The sequence below is a fragment of the Streptomyces durocortorensis genome (assembly GCF_031760065.1).
Taxonomy (GTDB): Bacteria; Actinomycetota; Actinomycetes; order Streptomycetales; family Streptomycetaceae; genus Streptomyces.
The window spans coordinates 3,309,627-3,327,579 of sequence record NZ_CP134500.1; the positions used below are offsets into that span (position 1 = coordinate 3,309,627).

Sequence of the window (17,953 nt, forward strand, 5' to 3'; positions counted from 1 at the left end):
TTCCGTGCCCGGAGCCCGCACGTACCGGGGACGCCCGGGACGTGACGACCGCCGCATGTGAGTCCGGACATGTACGCGGCGACGTATCTGGAGCATCATGTGCCCCGGACGATCCGCCGCACCCCCAGCACCTCGGGCCCGCGCCGGAAGCACCCGCACCACCGGACGACGACGGACGAGGCCTCCCGTGCGCAGACGCATCACGCGCCTCACGCCCCCGAAGGCGAAGGCCACGACCAGGACCACCGCCGCCACCCTCGCCGCGGGCTGCACGGCCCTGCTGCTGACGCTCACGGCCTGCGCAGGCGCGTCCACGGCCGACACCCCGTCCGGCGACAAGAACGGCGACACCCCGCCGAAAGCCCAGGCCCAGGCGCACGCGCAAGCCCGGGCCCAAGCGCGGGCGGGCATCCCCCGCGCCCCCGTCCCCCGCGGCACCGGCAGCCGCGTCCCGTACGACTTCAACGGCGACGGCCACCGCGACCTGGTCATCGACGGCCTGGTGAAGGCCCCCGAGGACAGCCACGGCGACGACGCGGGCATCGGCATCGTCTACGGCACCGACGACCGCCCCCTGGACCCGGCCGCCCGCCAGCTGCTGAGCGCCCGCGCGAACGCTGCGAAGTACGGCGACACCCTGCCCGCCGCGTTCGACTCCGAGGCGGCCTGCGACCTGGACCGGGACGGTTTCACGGACCTGATCGTCTCCACCGACCCCCCGTACAACGGCATCGGCGCCCCGCCCGTACCCCTCCAGCTCCTCTTCGGATCGCCCGAGGGCCTCACCGGCAAGGCGGTCACCCTGCGCATCCCGCAACAGGCGAGGTTCGGCAACGAGTGGCCCGAGCTGCCGGTGTGCGGCGACTTCGACGGCGACGGCCGGACCGACCTCGCGGTCACCACCGGCGCGGGCCAGGTGACCTTCCTGCACGGCCCCTTCACCCGCGCCGGGGCCCCGCGCAGCGCGGAACTGCTGCCGGACGGCGGCCCGTACCTCTACGCCCCCGAGCCCAGGCGGGACACGGACGGGGACGGCTACGACGACCTCGTCGCCACCACCCGCCCGCACGCCCCCGGCCAGGCGGGCCGGGGCACCCTGCTCCTCGGCTCGGCCAAGGGCCCGGTGCGCCCGGGCGGCGCGTACACGTTCGCGACGGAGAAACTCCCCAAGGCCCCCCTGCACACCACAGGCACCACCCGCACCACGCTCCTGGCGCACGGCGACTACGACGGCGACAGGAAGACGGACACGGTGGTGCGGACGTACCGGGGCGAGCGGCAGGACCTGATCGCCCTCTACCCGGCGGGTAACACGAAGGACCCCGTGGTCACCTTCTCCACGGCGCTGTTCCTCCCCTGAACTCCCCCTGCCCCCCTCTCCCCCCGGCCTCCCGGCGGCCCCTAGGGGATGTCACAGCTAGGCCGCAATGGCGGACGGGTTCCCCGGGGCCCCACTCCCCGTCCCCGACGACCAGGTACGTTCGACGGGTGGCTGGATTCAGGATCGGACGCGGCCGGGACAACCGCACCCCGCAACAACCGCAGCAGCGGCAGCAGCCGTACGGAGGGCAGGCACCGCAGCCGCCGTACGGGGCTCAGCCGTGGCCGACGGCAGGAGGCCCGGGCAGCGGCTCAGCGCCACCGCCGTACGGAGCCCCGCAGGGCGCCCCGTATGACAACGGCGGCTACGCCCCGCAGGGCCGGGCCGGATACGGACAGGGGCACGGGCACCGCGGACAGGGGCACGGCGGCCACGGCGAGCCGGAGTACTTCGGCGACCCGTACGCGGACCCCGCCCCCCACGACCCGTACGCCAACAACCCGGGCCACACACAGGCGTTCCGCGTCGACGAGGACCCGTACGGCGACGGCAACACCTACCGCGCCGGTCACGCCCCCGCCCAGCCCGCAGGCCCGCGCCTGCGCTGGAAGGAACTGCTGACCGGCATCGTGACGCGCCCCGGCCCGACGTTCTGGCAGATGCGGGACTACCCGGTCTGGGGCCCGGCGCTGGTCGTCACGTTCCTCTACGGCCTGCTCGCGCTGTTCGGCTTCGACCAGGCGCGCGACGAGGCGATCAACGCGACGATCTCGACGGCCGTCCCGTACGTCATCTTCACCGGCGTCGGCTTCGTCATCGGCGGCCTGGTCCTCGGCGCGGTGACCCACACCCTGGCCCGCCAGCTGGGTGGCACGGGCGCGTGGCAGCCGACGGTGGGCCTGTCGATGCTGATCATGTCGATCACGGACGCGCCGCGCCTCCTCTTCGCCGTCTTCCTGGGCGGCGAGAACGCCCTGGTTCAGATCCTGGGCTGGCTGACCTGGCTGGCGGCCGGGGCACTGTTCACGTCGATGGTGAGCAAGTCGCACGACCTGCCGTGGCCGAAGGCGCTGGGGGCGTCGGCCATCCAGCTGATCGCGCTGCTGTCGATCATCAAGCTGGGCACGATCTGAGCAACGACGCGAGAAGGCCCCCGAAGCGCGAGCGCTCCGGGGGCCTCTTCGTGCCGCGTGCGCGGGACAGACCCAGGGACAGAACACCTAGGCGTTAGGCGTCGAGGACCTGCCCGTCCCGCCGAACGACGGGCTTCTCCACACTCCACGGGAAGTTGATCCACTCATCGGTCTTCTTCCACACGTACTCGCACTTCACGAGGGAGTGGGACTTCTCGTAGATGACGGCGCTGCGCACCTCGGCGACGTGCTCGACGCAGAAGTCGTGGACGAGCTTGAGCGTCTTGCCCGTGTCGGCGACGTCGTCCGCGATCAGAACCTTCTTCCGGGAGAAGTCGATCGCATTGGGCACGGGCGCCAGCATGACGGGCATCTCCAAGGTGGTCCCCACCCCGGTGTAGAACTCCACGTTCACCAGGTGGATGTTCTTGCAGTCCAGCGCGTAGGCGAGCCCGCCCGCGACGAAGACCCCGCCGCGCGCGATGCTGAGCACGACGTCGGGCTCGTAGCCGTCGTCGGCGACGGCCTGCGCCAGCTCGCGCACGGCCCGCCCGAAGCCCTCGTAAGTAAGGTTTTCCCGCACGTCACTAGCCATGGTTGATCACACCTGGGTCCGATGGAAGTTCTGGAACGACCGCGAGGCCGTCGGCCCCCGCTGCCCCTGGTACCGCGACTCGTACCGCTCGGAGCCGTACGGGAACTCGGAGGGCGAGGTCAGCCGGAACATGCACAGCTGCCCGATCTTCATACCCGGCCACAGCTTGATCGGCAGCGTGGCGAGGTTCGACAGCTCCAGCGTCACGTGACCGGAGAACCCGGGGTCGATGAACCCGGCCGTCGAGTGCGTCACCAGCCCGAGCCGCCCGAGCGAGCTCTTGCCCTCCAGCCGCGAGGCCAGATCGTCGGGGAGCGAGATCACCTCGTACGTGGACGCCAGCACGAACTCACCCGGGTGCAGGATGAAAGCCTCATCGCCCTCCGGCTCGACGGTGCGGGTGAGATCGGGCTGTTCCACCGCCGGGTCGATGTGCGGGTACCGGTGGTTCTCGAACACCCGGAAGTAGCGGTCCAGCCGCACGTCGATGCTCGACGGCTGCACCATCGAAGGGTCGTACGGATCAATACGGACTCGGCCGGCGTCGATCTCGGCCCGGATGTCCTTGTCTGAGAGAAGCACGTCCCGAGGATACGCAGAACGCGCGAGCCCGCCCCAACCGGACCACCCGCGCGCACTGCTCCGCACCTCTTCCTGCCCTCGCCCCTACCGCCGCTCGACGGCCACCGGCACCGCCTGCCGCAACCGGGCACACCGAGGACACCGGATCAACCGCCCCGGCCCGATCCGGTCGGCCCCGAGCTGCTGCATCGGGAACGACGAGGTAGCGAAAACGTGCCCTTCGGCACAGCGGACGAGGGTGCGCTCCATCGACTGCATCAAGTCCCTTCCCCAACCACATATGGACGAGAAAGCCACATTAGGGGATGAACAGGACGCCGCCCCACACGGCACTCCGACTCCCCACGCTACGCCCCCAACTCCCGCCAACCACACCCCCGTCCACCCCACTCCTCACCCCGCGCACACGAGAAGGAGACCCCACGGCTCATCCGCCGGGGGCCTGACATGGGGTACAGTGTTGAGCGGTGCAGCGCCGGTGATCATCGGCATGCTTCGCGGGTGTAGTTTAATGGTAGAACATGAGCTTCCCAAGCTCAGAGCGCGAGTTCGATTCTCGTCACCCGCTCCACTCAAAAGCTCCAGGCCAGCGGCCGGGGGCTTTCTTGTTGTCTAGACCCCTCGCGGGGTGGCGTGCCCTCCGCGTGCCCTATCTCGGGGACACGCCCTACACGGACCAACTCTGGCCGCCCTTGTGAACGCGCCCTGCCCCTCTCTGCCCGGCGCCTCATCCCTAGTGATCTGGGACACCGTTGATTCACGCCTGATCGCAACTTGAAGGCGAAAAAGCTGATGCGTTACGCAGTAAATGCACCTCGGTCAGCGGCCCTGCCGCTCATTCCCGGAAAGGGCCCCAGCACCCGCCCGCACCGGTCTAGCGTTATCAGCATGACAGCCGCAGCCCCCCATCGAGGTCGGCCTTCTGACTCACTTGCCCCGCCTCGAATTGCGCTTCAGCTCCAGCGCGTCACTGGTGGCCATGGACGCGGATGATGACCCCGCAACGCTGGAGTGGAGCTGCAAGGCCGTTCTCCCCGTGTGGGAACCCATGGACGACGAGGAGGTCGCGGAGGGCGAAAGGCTCCTCTCGCCAGATGTATCGCCGTCACGTTCTTCGCGCGACGACGGCGAGGAGCTGACCATCTTCAGGATGTCGGACCTCACCCTCGACCTGTGGCGGATCCACCGCATCTACGACTCGCTGGACTCACGGAGCTCCGGTTACGAGCACTTCGCCCGGCTTTTCGACCCCTCGGGGGGCATGGGGCTGTATGCCGAGTTCGAAGAGTGTCTGATCGGTGGCACCCACGTGGTCCTCATGGATCGAGCCAGGCTTGCTCCCGCTTGGCGTGGTCTCGGCGGCGTCGGTCGGCTGCTCATCGGGCGCTTGCTTCGCTGGACGACGAACTCGGCGGCCCTGGTGGCCACTCACCCGTTCCCTATCGACATCCCAGTCGACGAACGCGACGACAAGGCCAGGCTCGCGAGGGAGACAGCTGTGGTGCAGAAGACATGGCAGTCGCTGGGCTTCGAACCGTTCCACGATGACCTGTGGGTGATGCAGCCACACCTGCGGCCCCACGGAGACGCAGTGCAGCGCCTGGAGAACACCCTGCTCGCCAACTGAGTCCGCCCCTTCCCATCTCAGCCAGAAGGATCGTCCGTGGGCAAGTTCACCAACTACAAAGATCAGCAGACGCTGCACATCCTGCGCATGATTCATGTCCAGGTCGCCGCTTTCGCCGCGTCACAGCCCGACGCCACCCTTGCCGACTTCGAGCAGTACATCCGCCTGGAGATGGAAGATTTCGACGCAGAGACCGAAGCGAACAAGCGGTCCGCTGAAGACGCCGTGCTGACAAAGCCACTAACGGGTCCCCTCGCGGATCCCAATCGGCAGGCGGCCTTCCGGAAACGGCAAGCGGACTCCCCCGCCGACGAATCTGTTCGAAGGACATGGTGGGCGGAACAGACCGCCGTGCTGCAGGAGATCAAGGCGCAGGGCATCAAGGAAGCTCTGGACTGGGACTGCCGTGCCTGCGGAGCACGAATCGGCGATGCCTGCCACACATCTGGCGGGCGGGTTCGAGCCCCGCACTTCCTCAGGGTCACCGACGCGGAACTGCCGTACCATCAGGCTTACGGCACCCGCCGACCCCAGCGTGCTTGAACCTTCGATGATCCGATTCGCGACCTGCCGGAGAAAATGGTCCGAGGTCGCGTACCGCGAGGCTCGGATCACTCAGGAGAAGTTCCAGAAGAGACCCTGGCACCGCCACTGATCGGGAACGCACGTCTGCGCTCTGTCCGGTATCGGGGCCGGGACGGCCTGCTGTTGTCCCGGCCCCGACTCTTCAGGCTTCGCGAACCTGCCTCAGTTGAGCCGCTACCTTGCCTCGGGCAGCCCGCACCCGCGCATCGATACCCCCGGCAACCTCCCGCTGCCGCGCCCCGTCGGAGTGCTGGTAGATCAGCGCCGCCTTCTCCGAGGACTGGCCGGCGCGAACCATCGTGTCCTTGAGCGTGGCCCCCGACTGGGTGGACAAGGTGTGGCCGGTGTGGGGGAGGTCGTAGAAGCGGAAGTCCTCCGGCAGGCCCACCTTGGCGCGGGCCCTGCGCCACTTGCGGCCGAAGGTGGACCGCCGGAATGGCGCTCCCCGCTCGCCGACGAACAGGAGGCCGTTGGGCTCCTTCTCCGCGTACCAGTCCAGGTGGCGTTTCACCTCGATGTGCAAGAAGGCCGGGAGGAAGACGGTTCGGCGTCCGGCGGTCGACTTCGTGTCGCCCTCGACTCGGCGGCCCGTGGTCAGCTCCGGCGCGGCGTCGCTAATCCTGGCCGCGAGCGGTTCGAGCGTGACGTCGGGCCGCCGCAGCGCCGCCTGCTCCTCCGGACGCATCGGCTCGTAGGCGCCGAAGTACACCATCAGCCGCCACCTGGGGCCCATGGCGTCCGCGAGCGCGTCTACCTGTTCGACGGTGGCGGTGGGGCGTTCCTTGGCCCTCTCGCTGCCGGCGCCCCTGATGCGGCAAGGGTTGCGGCGGATCAGCTCGTCGCCGGCGGCCGTCTCCATGATGGCCTTGAGGAGGCGGTACGGCTTGGCAACGGTCGTCGTGCCGGTTGCCTCCAGCCGCTCGGCCCGCCAGGTGCGCACACCGGGCTTTCGCGGTGAAGAGTGTTGCGAGGGATGCAATTTTGGTACGAGCGCGGACAACGCACTCGCCGAGTCCTTCAACACGACCCTCAAACGCGAAACGCTCCATGGCGCCCACCGCTTCGGCGGAGCCCGCACCTGTGCTCTGACGTCGCGTGCCGCCCGGGTCCGGCATGGTGTGCCGGAGCCGGGCGGGTGGCCGAGTCAGAGGGAGAGAGTCCAGGTGTCGAGGGTGCCCGTGTCGTACCGGGCGGTGTCCTGGACGCGGAGCGACCACGTGCCGTTGGGCGCCTCGCCGGACAGGTCGGCCGTGTAGGTCTCGTGGATGTCGTCGGCGCTGTCCCCGCCGCTGGCGCTCTTCAGCGCGTAGACGGTGCCGTCGGGGGCGATCAGGTCGACGACGAGGTCACCGCGCCAGGTGTGCTCGACGTGGACCTCGACGGTGCTGGCGTCCGACGCGTTGCCGGTGCAGCCCGAGATCTCGATGCTGCTGGTGACGGCTGGGCCGTTGTCGGGGATGGCGACGTTCGTCCCGTTGGTGGCGCTGCACTCCGAGGGCGGGGGTGTGGTGCCGCCCCCGTAGGGGTTCTCGGCGTGCTCCGCCGCGTAGACCAGCATGGGCTTGACCTGGTTCCAGAACGTGTCCTGGCAGGAGTAGCTGGGGTGGAAGCCGCCACAGGTGCCGCCGGAGGGGCCGACCTCCCAGGTGAAGCTGGGCACACCGAGGTCGTCGTAGGCCCAGTCGTCGTGGCTGCCGCTGGCGTTGTAGAGGATCTCGCCGGGCTGGCCGTACTGCCAGCCGCCCGCCAGGTTCGCCATGTCCTTGGCCATGGTGCGCAGCGCGGCGTCGTTGCCGGTGTCGATGGAGGAGTTGAATCCCCAGGGGAACAGCACCATGTTGGAGTAGCTGTGCAGGGTGACGAACATGCCCTGGGTGTCGGAGTCGGCAGGGGCGTTGTCACCGGCGGGGCGGGTGTCCGGGAACAGGTCGCGGTAGAGGGCGTGGAGGGCCTGGGTCTCGGTCTCGGAGTCCGCGGAGGGGCCCTTGTAGACCTTGGAGCACGGGTTGGAGCTGGTACCGGCGCCGCCCCAGTGGCTGCCGTTGTTGCGGTTGAGGTCGATGCCCTCACCGCCGTAGGAGCCCTCGGAGCAGCCGCTGCTGTGGCTGTGGTTGGCGTTCTTGCGGTGCCACTGCTGCCCGCTGGGCCCGCCCGTGAAGCCCTGCTGGACCATGTCGACGCCGTCGGGGTTGCCGATCGGCACGACCCAGATCTCCCGGTTGTCCAGGATCTCGGTGGCCGTCGGGTCGGTGCCGTAGCCGTCGGTGAGGTAGTCGATCCAGCGGTAGGCCATCTCGCCGGTACTCAACTCCCTTGCGTGGACCTGGGCCTGGACGAGGAACCGCGGCTTGGAGGAGTCCGGGCTCAGCCGGCAGTCGCCGGACTGCTTCTTGGTGATGCATATGGCTTTGAGGTCGTAGCCGTTCGGCCGGCCGGTGGCCTTGCGCCAGGAGTCGCCGACATCGAAGACGGTGGCCAGGCCGGAGTGGTCGGAGGCGACCTGGTCCAGGTGGGCGTACTGGGCGTTGACGGTGCGATAGCCGCCGTAGTAGGTCTCCTCGGCGACCTTCGCGGTCAGCCGCGGGGCCTGGCCACTGCGCTTGGGCGGCCCCCAGGGGGCTGGGCTCAGCCGCTGCTCGACGGTGGCCGCCAGTCCGGCGGCCCTGAGGTCCTCGGCGGTGCCGGCGTCGCCGAGGACGAACAGGTCGTCGCCCTCGCGGTCTTCGATCAGGTCGAAGCCGGCGAGCTTGCTGTCCGCCGCGTGTGATCCGTCGTGGACGCGGTAGACGTAGGGGCGTTCGTCCTGCGCCGATGCGGGGTTGTCGGGTGGCGGGGCAGCGGCACCGTAGCCGGTGCCGACCGCCAGCGCGGCCGTCGTGGCGGCCGCAACCAGCCAGAAGGTCGTTTTTCTACGCACGTGAACCTCATTCAGTGGGGGGTAGCGGTCGGTTACCGCCGTATGACGAGGTGGTGCTGGCGACTGTAGTCATGGACATGATTAGCCAGAGCTGTCGGATCTGTGAATGCGCCGGTGCCTGCGATCCCGGACAATGTCCGATTCCCACGCCATCCGACCGGCGCGGAAGGCTGAAACACACTCTTGACGGTGGCTGGAGTGCCAACCCGGCGTCCGGGCGCGCCCGACGGTCCCGTCGGCGCCAGAAGGTACACATGTTCCTGTGAGAACCGATCGGTTTCGGCCCTGCCGAGAACGACGCGTACCTCGCCCTGCTCGATCTGAACCGGGCGACGACGAAGGAGCTGGGCGAGCTTCTCGGCGTCCCGGCGCCACTGATCGAGCATCAGCGCGGTGAGTTCGCCCGGATGTGGTCGGACGTCGAGGAGCTGGCGGGCCAGCCTCGCGCCGGGTCCGGACGCCCCCGGTGGGGCGTTTCCGTCGTCGAACTGCTGGAGGGCGAGGACGCGGTGATCGCTGCGGTGGCCCGCGCCCAGCTCCAGGCGCGGGACGAGGTCAGCTCCGTCAACGCCCGCCCTGCGCCGGCGGTACATCGGCGGTGGCTCGGGCAGCCTCGACGACCTCGAACTCAACCGGCTGGCGGCCGGGGTGTCCTACCAGTGCGTCTACTCGCGCGAGGCACTGGAAGCGCCGGAGACCCCGGAGGCCATGCGGTGTGCATCGAGGCTCTGGTCGCGCCCTGCGGTGTGGTGCGGCCAGCTCGAACGAGCGGGACAGGTGGGCGGGCGCGGACCCCCTCGCGGGCGCGGGCCTCCACCCGCTCTCACCACTACCGCACCGGTGGGAACGGTCAGCAGCGGTCAGTAGGAGTGTGATCCCAGCACCAGCAATCACACCCCCGTTGCCTGCTCGACGCATCTGACCTGCGCGAATCCATCCCCAGATCATGGGATTCCCAAGCTCAGAGCGCGAGTTCGATTCTCGTCACCCGCTCCATGATGAAGGCCCTGGTCGGAGACCAGGGCCTTGTTTGTTGTCTGGGGACCTGTCCAGGCGTCGCGTTCCCTCGGCGTGAACGAATCAGCGGCTCATTTCTGACCGGAGCTGGGAGAGGACATGCACGACCGTCAGGTCGTACTGGTCTTTGTCTTGCCCCCAGAGGGCGAGCACCCGAGCCGTGGCCTCGGCCATGTCCGTGGGCAGATCAGACGCGCGGAGACTAGCGGCGACCTCTTCCATCTCAGGTGCCCAGCGCCAGGCTCGGGCTGCAACACTCGGCAGATACTCCGGATCGGAGAGGATCGCGGAGATCATGACCTCGGCTTCGGCTGTGAGCTGGTCACCGACTCCATGGGCGTCGGCGAGCGCGTGAGCGATTCCGGCGAGGGTGCGGGCGGCCTTCTGGTAGCTGGAGAAGGCCATCTTCAGCGCGGAAGCGGAACCGACTGTGTCCCCGACGCGGCACACGTGCAGCGCAGAGTCCGTGAACAGCGACGCCACCAGCTCGACGGCAGAGTCGGCCCCTGCGAGATAGAGCCGTGTGGCACGCCCCTGGCCTGGCGGCTGACCGAAAACGGCACCGTCGACAACTGCGGAGCCAGGGCGGGTCTCGTCAGCGATGCGCCGTACGCGTTGAGGGCTGATGGCGTTGACGTCGGCGTACACCCCCGCGAAGCCGTGCGCTGCCACCGCCGCCGCGACGTCCTCCGCCGCCTGTGGTGGGCAGACCGAGAGAACGACCGCGCTTCTGGACAGCGCCTCCGCGAGCGAGTCGTACGCCGTGGCACCGGCCTCTCTCCCTCGGACCCAGGTGTTCTCGCTGCGGCCCTTGGTCACCGACAGCGCCTCATGGCCGCCGGCGACGATTTCGGCGGTGATCGCCGCGCCCATGGTTCCAGGGTGGAGGACGGTCACGGTGATCACTGGCTGCCTCCGGCGGTGTGCGTCGACTTCGAGGACGAACTGCGGCCGTTCTACCTCGACCTCGACGCCTGCGGATTCACGCCGACCACGGCCGACCTCCTCACCCTCTGGCTTTTCGGCCGGCCCGTCCCCGGCCGTACCATACGGCCCTACCTACAGGGAGGTGTCGTGAAGCGGCGATGGAAATGGATGCTGGTCTGCAGCGTTCCCGCGCTCGGGTTCTCGGGGCTCGCCGTCGCGGCACTCGTGGCGTTCGTCGCCGACGGCCCGACGGCCGAGTTCTGGTTCCCTACCAAGGGCTCGGACAGCATGATGAGCGCCGGGGGCGCGTCCCTCTCCTATGCCCTCGTGGCGGCCCTCGGCTTCGCGATCGCGTGGTCCGTGTCGGAGGGCGCCGACCGGACCGGGCCGGCGGATGGCGAGGACCCGCCCACCGACGCCCGCTGACACCGCCGACGAACGAACACAGGGCCCCCGCCCGCGGAGAAACTGCGGGCGGGGCCCTGTTCAGGCGTGTGGGCTACTTCTTGCCTGGGTCTGACTCGCATCACCGTCACGCTCCCCAGCGACCAGGTGGCGGAAGCCGTACCCGGCCAGATCAGGCGCCAGCTCTTGGGCGACGCCCTTCGACGCCACGAGGAAGAACACGGGCAGTTCAGCGACGAGGAGGCCCGGGCGAAGGTCTTCGGCTCCGCCGCCTCCTCCAAAGGCGCGGACGCCGCGTGAGCGAGCGCATCGAGACCGTCGTCCTGGACTCTGAAGGGCTGTCCGTCTGGATAGCGCAGGACCGCAAGCTCCTCGCGATGCTGCAGGTTTTCCATGACATGGGAGCCGACCTCGTGATCAGGGCGAACACCACCGTGGAAGTCAGCCACTCCCGCACCAACACGCCTCGCCTGAACTGGGCTCTGCCCCGCGTCAAGGTGGAACCGATCACCGAGCAGGCGGCCAAGGCGGCGGAACTACTCAAAGGCGCCGGACTGCACGGCCACACGTACGCCATCGACGCCGCGGTCACCGAGGTCGCGCTCCGCCAGCCGAGACCGGTCGCTTCACCGACGCCCGGCAGCAACGAGATGACCAAGCTCTGCGAAATCCGCATCATCCCCCTCCGCCCCGTCGGCCCACCAGGAGCACACACCTTGGCGGGGTCCGTTGCGCTGCCGACCTCCGTGCCCCATCCGTGCCCAGCAGAGCGGACAACAGCGGTCAGATACAGCTTCCAGAGACCGGGGCCCATCCACCTGCAGCATGCAAAGGCGCAGGTGAGGGCGCCTCTAGCAGCCCAAGCACCGCTGATTCCCAAGCTCAGAGCGCGAGTTCGATTCTCGTCACCCGCTCTTTCAGAAAGACCCCGGTCTCCGACCGGGGTCTTCTTCGTGTTCGGCGGCGGTCCGTGGTGTGGGGCTGTGGGGACGGCTGGAACCGCGTGGTTGCGGGTGGGCGTGGTGTCCTAGCGTGTGCGGAAGTGAAGGGCGACGACTCGCGTATGGGGGAGGGCTTCCGGTGGGTGACGGGCCAGCGCTGGTGGAGCGGATAGCCGAGCGGCGGGCCGGGGTCGGTGACCCGAGGGCTTTGGTGGGTGAGCTGCGGCGGACGTTGGTGCTGGTGCCCTTCGACCGTGGTGGGCTGTGGACCGCCGAGTTCGGTGGGGTGCGATGGGTGTGCGGGTTCACCGATGAGGCGGCGTTGACCCGGTTCGCGGAGGAGCGGGCTGTGGTGGAGGGGGCCGGGGCCGCCGCGCGGAGTTGGGAGTATGCCGTGTTCCGGGGGGCTCGGTTGCTGGATGAGGTCATCCCGGCCATGGGGGTGCCGGCCGGCGTCGCGGTGAACGTGGCCGACCCGGACGGGTCGATGCTGTTTCCGCCGGTGGTGGGGATCGTGCCGGATGCCGTCGCCGTCGACGCGGACGTCCCGGGCGCGGGGCAGCAGCGGTGAGCGGTGCGGGGGCGGAAGACCTCAACGTCGATCCCGTCAGTGTTCAGCAGATCACCAGCGGGCTGCGTGAGGCCGTTGCCGAGTTGAGGGAGATCGGTACCGGTACCGGCGCGGTGCTCGGCAAGGGGCTCTCGGACCTGTCGATGACCGGGATGGAAGCCGGTCACCACGGGCTGTCGGTGGACTTCGAGGACTTCTGCGAGCGGTGGGAGTGGGGCGTCCGCGCACTGGTCCAGGACGCCAACGCCATCGCGGCGAAGCTGGGGCTCGCGGCGGGGATCGTGTGGGAGGAGGACCAGTACGTCCACGGGACGTTCAAGATCGCCGTGAACGCTGGCGTGGGGAATCCGCATGCCTCAGAAGACGAGATCGTCCAGCAGGACTGGGGCGATGTGTTCACCCCGGACTACCTGAGTCCGGACTACAGCCGCGAGTCGTTCGAGCGGGCATCGGACGAGGCCGGACAGACCTGGAAGGACACCGGGCGGGCGCTCGTCACCGAAGGGAACGGAGGACGCCAGGCGGACCAGCTGAACGAGATGTTCGGCGTGGATCAGGAGGCGTTCGACCGGTCCGTGGACGAGGCTTTCGGGCCGTCGCCTGAGGAGCGGGCCCGAAAGCAGGAGCAGGACGGGGGGAACTAGGTCATGGGGATCGGGGATTTCGTCCGGGACATCACGCCCGACGTCGTCGAGGACGTGATCGAGGACGGTGTCGAGTGGGTCGGTGACCGGGTCGAGGATGCCGGGAACTGGACCGGCGACCGGCTGGAGGACGCTGGCTGGGAGTCCGGGGCGGACTGGGTCCGGGAAAAGTCCCGGTCGGTGGCGAACCGGATGGGCGCCGAGGTCGACGAGATGGACCTCGGGCAGACCGAGGACAAGACCAAGCTCATCTACGGCAGCCCGTCCGAGATCCGGTCCACCGCCACCCACCTGCGCAAGCTCCAGGGCGCGTTCGACAAGGTCGGCGGTGGGCTCAAGGGCGTGGACTCGTCCGCGCTCAAGGGTCAGGCGGCGGACGCGTTCCGGAACTCCGTATCGGTCGAGCCGCCCAAGTGGTTCAAGGCCGCCGACGCCTTCGAGAAGGCGGCCGCCGCGCTTGACGCCTTCGCGGGGACCGTGGAGTGGGCCCAGGGGCAGGCGCAGACCGCGATCGACAAGTGGAAGGCCGGGACCAAGGCGTCGGAGGAGGCCCGGGACGCGTACAACGAGAAGACGACCACGTACAACAAGGCCGTCGACGCCTACAACGCCAAACCCGCCGACGAGCGCGACCCCTCCACCCTGCCGCCCAAGCCGGGCACCTTCAGCGATCCGGGCACCGGGCGGATGAAGGAAGCCCAGGAGTTGCTCTCGGAGGCGCGCAAACAGCGCAACACCGCCGCCGAGACTGCCCGCAAGGCCGTGACCGCGGCCCGGGACGCCGCCCCGCAGAAGCCGCGCTACTCCGAGCAGGCCATGGACGGGCTCGCCGAGTACCAGGTCATCAAGACCCATCTTGCGGGCGGCGTCGTCAAGGGCGCGGCAGGCATTCTGACCTTCGCGCGCAGCGTCAATCCCATGGATCTGTACAACATCACCCACCCCGCCGAGTACGGGCTCGCGCTCAACAACACCGCCGCCGGGCTCGTCCGGGTCGCCAACGACCCCTGGGGCACCGGCAAGCAAGTGGTCACCGACTTCATGAAGGACCCCGCCGAAGGCTTCGGCCGGCTTCTCCCCGACGCCGCCCTCACCGTCGCGACCGGCGGGGCGGGGGCGGGTGTCAAGGGGGCCCGGGTGGTGAAGGAGGCCGCCGACATCGCCTCCGACGCCCGCAAGCTGGAGAACCGCTCACCCGAAGGAACCCACAACCGTCCTGACAGCGAGCGCACCAGCGGGGGAACCGACCCGGTCGACCTCGCCTCCGGCCGCATGTTCCTTCCTCAGACCGACGTGAGGCTCCCCGGCGTACTGCCCCTGACGTTCACGCGTCGCTTCGAGTCCGGGTACACAGCCGGCCGGTTCTTCGGACCCTCCTGGTCCTCCACCGTCGACGAACGCCTGGAGATCGACGCCCGCGGCGTCATCCACGTCACCGCCGACGGCCTGCTCATCACTTACCCCCACCCCTTGCCCGGGTTGCCCACCCACCCGGAGTCCGGCACCTCACGCAATTCCCTGAGCCGTGATGAATTCGGCGACTACACCCTCACCGACTCAGACACTCGACTGACCAAGTACTTCTCCGCCCCTCATGGAACGGAACCCGGCCAAGACGGAACCGCATGGCTCGTCCAGATCACCGACCGCAACGACAACGCCATCAGCATCGACCGCACTGACGACGGGACGCCCCAGGAACTCGTCCACTCCGCCGGGTACCGCCTCTCGCTAACCAGCACCGAAACGGGGATTACCGTGCTGAGTGTGAGCGACGAGACAGGGGCAGCCATCCCCATCAGGTCCTACGGCTACACGTGCGGCGATCTCACCACCGTCACGAAACCGTCCGGCGCCACACTCACCTTCATCTACGACGATCGGGGGCGGATCACCGCCTGGATCGACTCCAACAACCACCGCTATGACTACACCTACGACAACAACGACCGCGTGATCGCACAGGGAGGTGAGGGCGGTCACCTGCAGATGACCCTCGCCTACAGCGATCCGGACACGGCGACCGGCCACCGCACGACCTCTCTGACGACCGCGCGCGGTCACACCACCCGCTATCTCGTCGGCAGAGACAGCCGCATCCTCTCCGCGACGGACCCGCTCGGCCATACCACCCGCTTCACCCACGACGCCCGCGGAAGGCTGCTCACGCTCACCGACCCACTCGGTCGCGCCACAACTCACCAGTACGACGGGGAGGGGAGACAGACCGCGGTCCTCTATCCCGACGGCAGTGAGGAGCGCATCGTCTTCGATCAGCTCGGCCTGCCAACTCAATACACGGCTCAGGACGGTGCTCGTTGGCTGCAGGAGTTCGACGACCGCGGTAATCGAACCGCCGTCACCGATCCCATGGGCAACACAACGCGCTACACCTATGACGCTGCCGGATTCCTGACCGGGAAGACCGACCCGCTCGGAGCGGTCACCTCGATACGGTGCAATGCGTCAGGGCAGCCCGTGGCGGTCACGGACGCCGTCGGTGCCACCACCCACTACCAGCGGGACCTCCTGGGTCGCCCTGTCCGGATAACCGACGCACTGGGTGCGACCACAGTCCTGGAATGGTCAGCCGACGGAGAACTGGCCGGTCGCACCACCCCTGACGGTTCCAAGGAGTCCTGGGCCTACGACGGCGAAGGGAACTGTACGCGTCACGTCGACGCGCTCGGACGGGAATCCCACTTCGAGTACACGCACTTCGATCTTCTCTCGGCGAGCAGGTCACCTGAAGGAGCGAGTTTCGAGTTCCAGCACGATGGCGAACTCAACCTCACGCAGGTCCGGAACACGCTGGGCTCGGTGTGGTCGTACACACGCGACCCTGCGGGGCGGCTCGTTTCGGAGACGGACTTCGACGGCCGCACGCTCACTTACGAGTCGGACGCTGCCGGACAGGTAGTCACGCGCACCAACCCGCTGGGTGAGTCCATCACGTACGAACGCGACGCGTGCGGCCGAGTGACCCGCAAGGACGCGGCGGGCGCGGTGACGACCTTCTCCTACGACCGAGCCGGGCGCCTGCTCCATGCTGCGGGGCCGGAGAGCGAACTGCTCTATCAGTACAACCGAATCGGCCGTGTGAAAGCAGAGATAGCCGACGGCCGTGTCACCACCTATACCTACGATGCGCTGGGCCGCCGGACCGAGCGCATGACACCCACCGGTCAGCGCACCAGGTACGCCTATGACTCCTCCGACCGGCTCACCGAGCTGATCAGCGGCAGCCGGACCATCGCGTTCACCCACGACCTGGCGGGCCGCGAACTGACGCGCGCCATCGGGCCCGAGCTGACCTTCGACTCCGCGTGGGACGACGCTGGAAGGCTGGTCGCACAACACATCTTCCGTGGCGAAGACACAGTGAACCGCCGGTCCTACACCTACGACGCCGGCGACCGGCTCACGGCAGTCGACGACACACTGCGCGGCATGTCGCGCTTCACCCTGGACGCTGTCGGCCGGGTCGTGTCCGTTACGGCGGACCGGTGGGCCGAGAACTACGCCTACGATGCCGACGGAAATCAGACTTCCGCGTCCTGGACTGCCTCCCATCCCGGCCAGGAGGCTACGGGGCCTCGTTCCTACACCGGCACGGAGATCATTCACGCCGGCGCGATCCGGTTCGAGCACGATGCTCTGGGCCGGGTCACCGTCCGCCGGAAGACACGGCTGTCCCGCAAGCCCGACACCTGGCGGTACACGTGGGACGTCGAGGACCGCCTGACATCGGTGACCACCCCGGACGACATCACGTGGCTCTACCGCTATGACCCCCTTGGCCGCCGCACAAGCAAAGTCCGGCTGTCCGACACGGGTGACCCCACGGGTGAGGAGATCCGTTTCTCCTGGGACGGCACCACGCTCTGCGAGCAGACCACGTTGTCTCCGGAGCTTCCTCGTCCGGTCACCCTCACCTGGGATCACGACGGCATTCGCCCTCTCGCCCAGACCGAGCGCATTCTTTCCTCGAACGCGCGCCAGGACGTGATCGACGAGCGATTCTTCGCGATCGCCACCGACCTGATTGGCACCCCCACCGAACTCATCGATGAGACCGGGAACGTGGGGTGGCAGTCCCGCGCGGCTCTCTGGGGCAGCACGACATGGCCGAGGGACAGCACGACCTACACGCCGCTCCGCTTTCCCGGCCAGTACTACGACCCGGAGAGCGGCCTGCACTACAACCACCATCGGCACTACGATCCGCAGACCGCGCGCTACCTCACAGCCGACCCTCTCGGTCTTTCGCCCGCGCCCAATCCCCGTACCTACGTCCACAACCCCCACACCTGGTCCGATCCGCTGGGGCTCGGACCCTGCCCCCGAGGAGGGTGGGAAGAAAAAGCCGACTTCTCCAGCCAGAGCGTGATGAGCAAGAAATTTCACGCCCATGCGGGAGACTTCTTGGACGAGCCGGGCAATCTCAAGAAGGCGAATCTCCAGAGGTTCGAAGATAGCATGCGAGCTCATATAAAAGCGGATGACACGAAGATTTACCGATTCGACTACAGAGGCCAAGGGCAAGCGATCGGCTTCATTGACCCGACCACTCAGAAGATGGTCATGCTGCACGCGGACACCGGAAAATTCTGGTCGGGCTATAAACTGGGCGACAAGCAATTTCAAAGCATCATCGATAAAGGGTTCCTATGGTGATTGGGTCGAAC

General features: G+C 68.2%; 13 protein-coding genes, 1 tRNA gene and 2 pseudogenes. 11 read left to right on the forward strand and 5 right to left on the reverse strand.

The window, feature by feature from the left end; genetic code table 11:
* Window positions 1-187: 187 nt before the first annotated feature.
* Together RI138_RS14555 and RI138_RS14560 are read left to right on the forward strand one after the other, a co-directional pair.
* Entirely contained in the window at window positions 188-1,360 is a 1,173-nt protein-coding gene (locus tag RI138_RS14555) for an FG-GAP repeat domain-containing protein (protein ID WP_311120258.1), read from the forward strand.
* 128 nt (window positions 1,361-1,488) lie between these two features.
* Window positions 1,489-2,454 (forward strand): Yip1 family protein, encoded by a 966-nt coding sequence (locus RI138_RS14560; protein WP_311120259.1) that lies wholly within the window; start codon window positions 1,489-1,491, stop codon window positions 2,452-2,454.
* Between the two features lie 94 nt (window positions 2,455-2,548).
* Here RI138_RS14560 and RI138_RS14565 read toward each other — a convergent pair whose 3' ends face one another.
* Together RI138_RS14565 and dcd are read right to left on the reverse strand one after the other, a co-directional pair.
* The gene (locus RI138_RS14565) at window positions 2,549-3,049 is read right to left on the reverse strand and encodes a phosphoribosyltransferase (RefSeq protein WP_096630678.1); all 501 of its coding nucleotides are present in this window, start codon (window positions 3,047-3,049) and stop codon (window positions 2,549-2,551) included.
* A gap of 6 nt (window positions 3,050-3,055) precedes the next feature.
* On the reverse strand, window positions 3,056-3,631 hold the full coding sequence (gene dcd / locus RI138_RS14570) for a dCTP deaminase (protein WP_096630676.1): 576 nt from the start codon (window positions 3,629-3,631) through the stop codon (window positions 3,056-3,058).
* Between the two features lie 497 nt (window positions 3,632-4,128).
* Between dcd and RI138_RS14575 the strand changes: the two genes are divergently transcribed.
* The 3 genes from RI138_RS14575 to RI138_RS14585 all read left to right on the forward strand — a co-directional run bounded on the left by RI138_RS14575 (window position 4,129) and on the right by RI138_RS14585 (window position 5,801).
* Window positions 4,129-4,202: transfer RNA gene (locus RI138_RS14575), tRNA-Gly, on the forward strand.
* 408 nt (window positions 4,203-4,610) lie between these two features.
* Window positions 4,611-5,258 carry a hypothetical protein gene (locus RI138_RS14580; RefSeq protein ID WP_311120260.1) on the forward strand — a complete coding sequence of 216 codons (648 nt, stop codon included), beginning with the start codon at window positions 4,611-4,613 and terminating at the stop codon, window positions 5,256-5,258.
* Between the two features lie 36 nt (window positions 5,259-5,294).
* Entirely contained in the window at window positions 5,295-5,801 is a 507-nt protein-coding gene (locus RI138_RS14585) for a zinc finger domain-containing protein (RefSeq protein WP_311120261.1), read from the forward strand.
* Between the two features lie 184 nt (window positions 5,802-5,985).
* On the opposite strand, the pseudogene RI138_RS14590 reads toward RI138_RS14585, so the two are convergent.
* From RI138_RS14590 to RI138_RS14600, 3 genes and pseudogenes are all read right to left on the reverse strand, one after another.
* A pseudogene (locus tag RI138_RS14590) lies at window positions 5,986-6,789 on the reverse strand (tyrosine-type recombinase/integrase); the annotation flags it as partial.
* Window positions 6,790-6,987: 198 nt separating this feature from the next.
* Complete coding sequence (locus tag RI138_RS14595; protein ID WP_311120262.1) at window positions 6,988-8,760, reverse strand: M14 family zinc carboxypeptidase; 1,773 nt, start codon at window positions 8,758-8,760, stop codon at window positions 6,988-6,990.
* A 1,080-nt stretch (window positions 8,761-9,840) separates the two neighbouring features.
* The gene (locus RI138_RS14600) at window positions 9,841-10,683 is read right to left on the reverse strand and encodes an NAD(P)-dependent oxidoreductase (RefSeq protein ID WP_311120263.1); all 843 of its coding nucleotides are present in this window, start codon (window positions 10,681-10,683) and stop codon (window positions 9,841-9,843) included.
* Between RI138_RS14600 and RI138_RS14605 the strand changes: the two genes are divergently transcribed.
* From RI138_RS14605 to RI138_RS14630, 6 genes and pseudogenes are all read left to right on the forward strand, one after another.
* Window positions 10,660-11,130, forward strand: coding sequence for a hypothetical protein (locus RI138_RS14605; RefSeq protein ID WP_311120264.1), 471 nt, complete (start codon window positions 10,660-10,662; stop codon window positions 11,128-11,130). The two genes, RI138_RS14600 and RI138_RS14605, sit on opposite strands and share 24 nt — an antisense overlap.
* Window positions 11,131-11,214: 84 nt before the next feature.
* The gene (locus RI138_RS14610; protein ID WP_398864279.1) at window positions 11,215-11,409 is read left to right on the forward strand and encodes a hypothetical protein; all 195 of its coding nucleotides are present in this window, start codon (window positions 11,215-11,217) and stop codon (window positions 11,407-11,409) included.
* Window positions 11,406-11,795: pseudogene (locus RI138_RS14615) on the forward strand (DNA-binding protein); the annotation flags it as partial. The gene RI138_RS14610 and the pseudogene RI138_RS14615, both read left to right, overlap by 4 nt.
* A 394-nt stretch (window positions 11,796-12,189) precedes the next feature.
* A complete protein-coding gene (locus tag RI138_RS14620) occupies window positions 12,190-12,621 on the forward strand; it encodes a hypothetical protein (protein ID WP_311120266.1) in 432 nt (143 codons plus the stop codon).
* Window positions 12,618-13,265 carry a hypothetical protein gene (locus tag RI138_RS14625; protein ID WP_311120267.1) on the forward strand — a complete coding sequence of 216 codons (648 nt, stop codon included), beginning with the start codon at window positions 12,618-12,620 and terminating at the stop codon, window positions 13,263-13,265. Before RI138_RS14620 ends, RI138_RS14625 begins: the two co-directional genes overlap by 4 nt.
* Window positions 13,266-13,268: 3 nt before the next feature.
* Window positions 13,269-17,942: a putative T7SS-secreted protein gene (locus RI138_RS14630; RefSeq protein WP_311120268.1), complete on the forward strand. Its 4,674-nt coding sequence runs from the start codon at window positions 13,269-13,271 to the stop codon at window positions 17,940-17,942.
* Window positions 17,943-17,953: the final 11 nt, after the last annotated feature.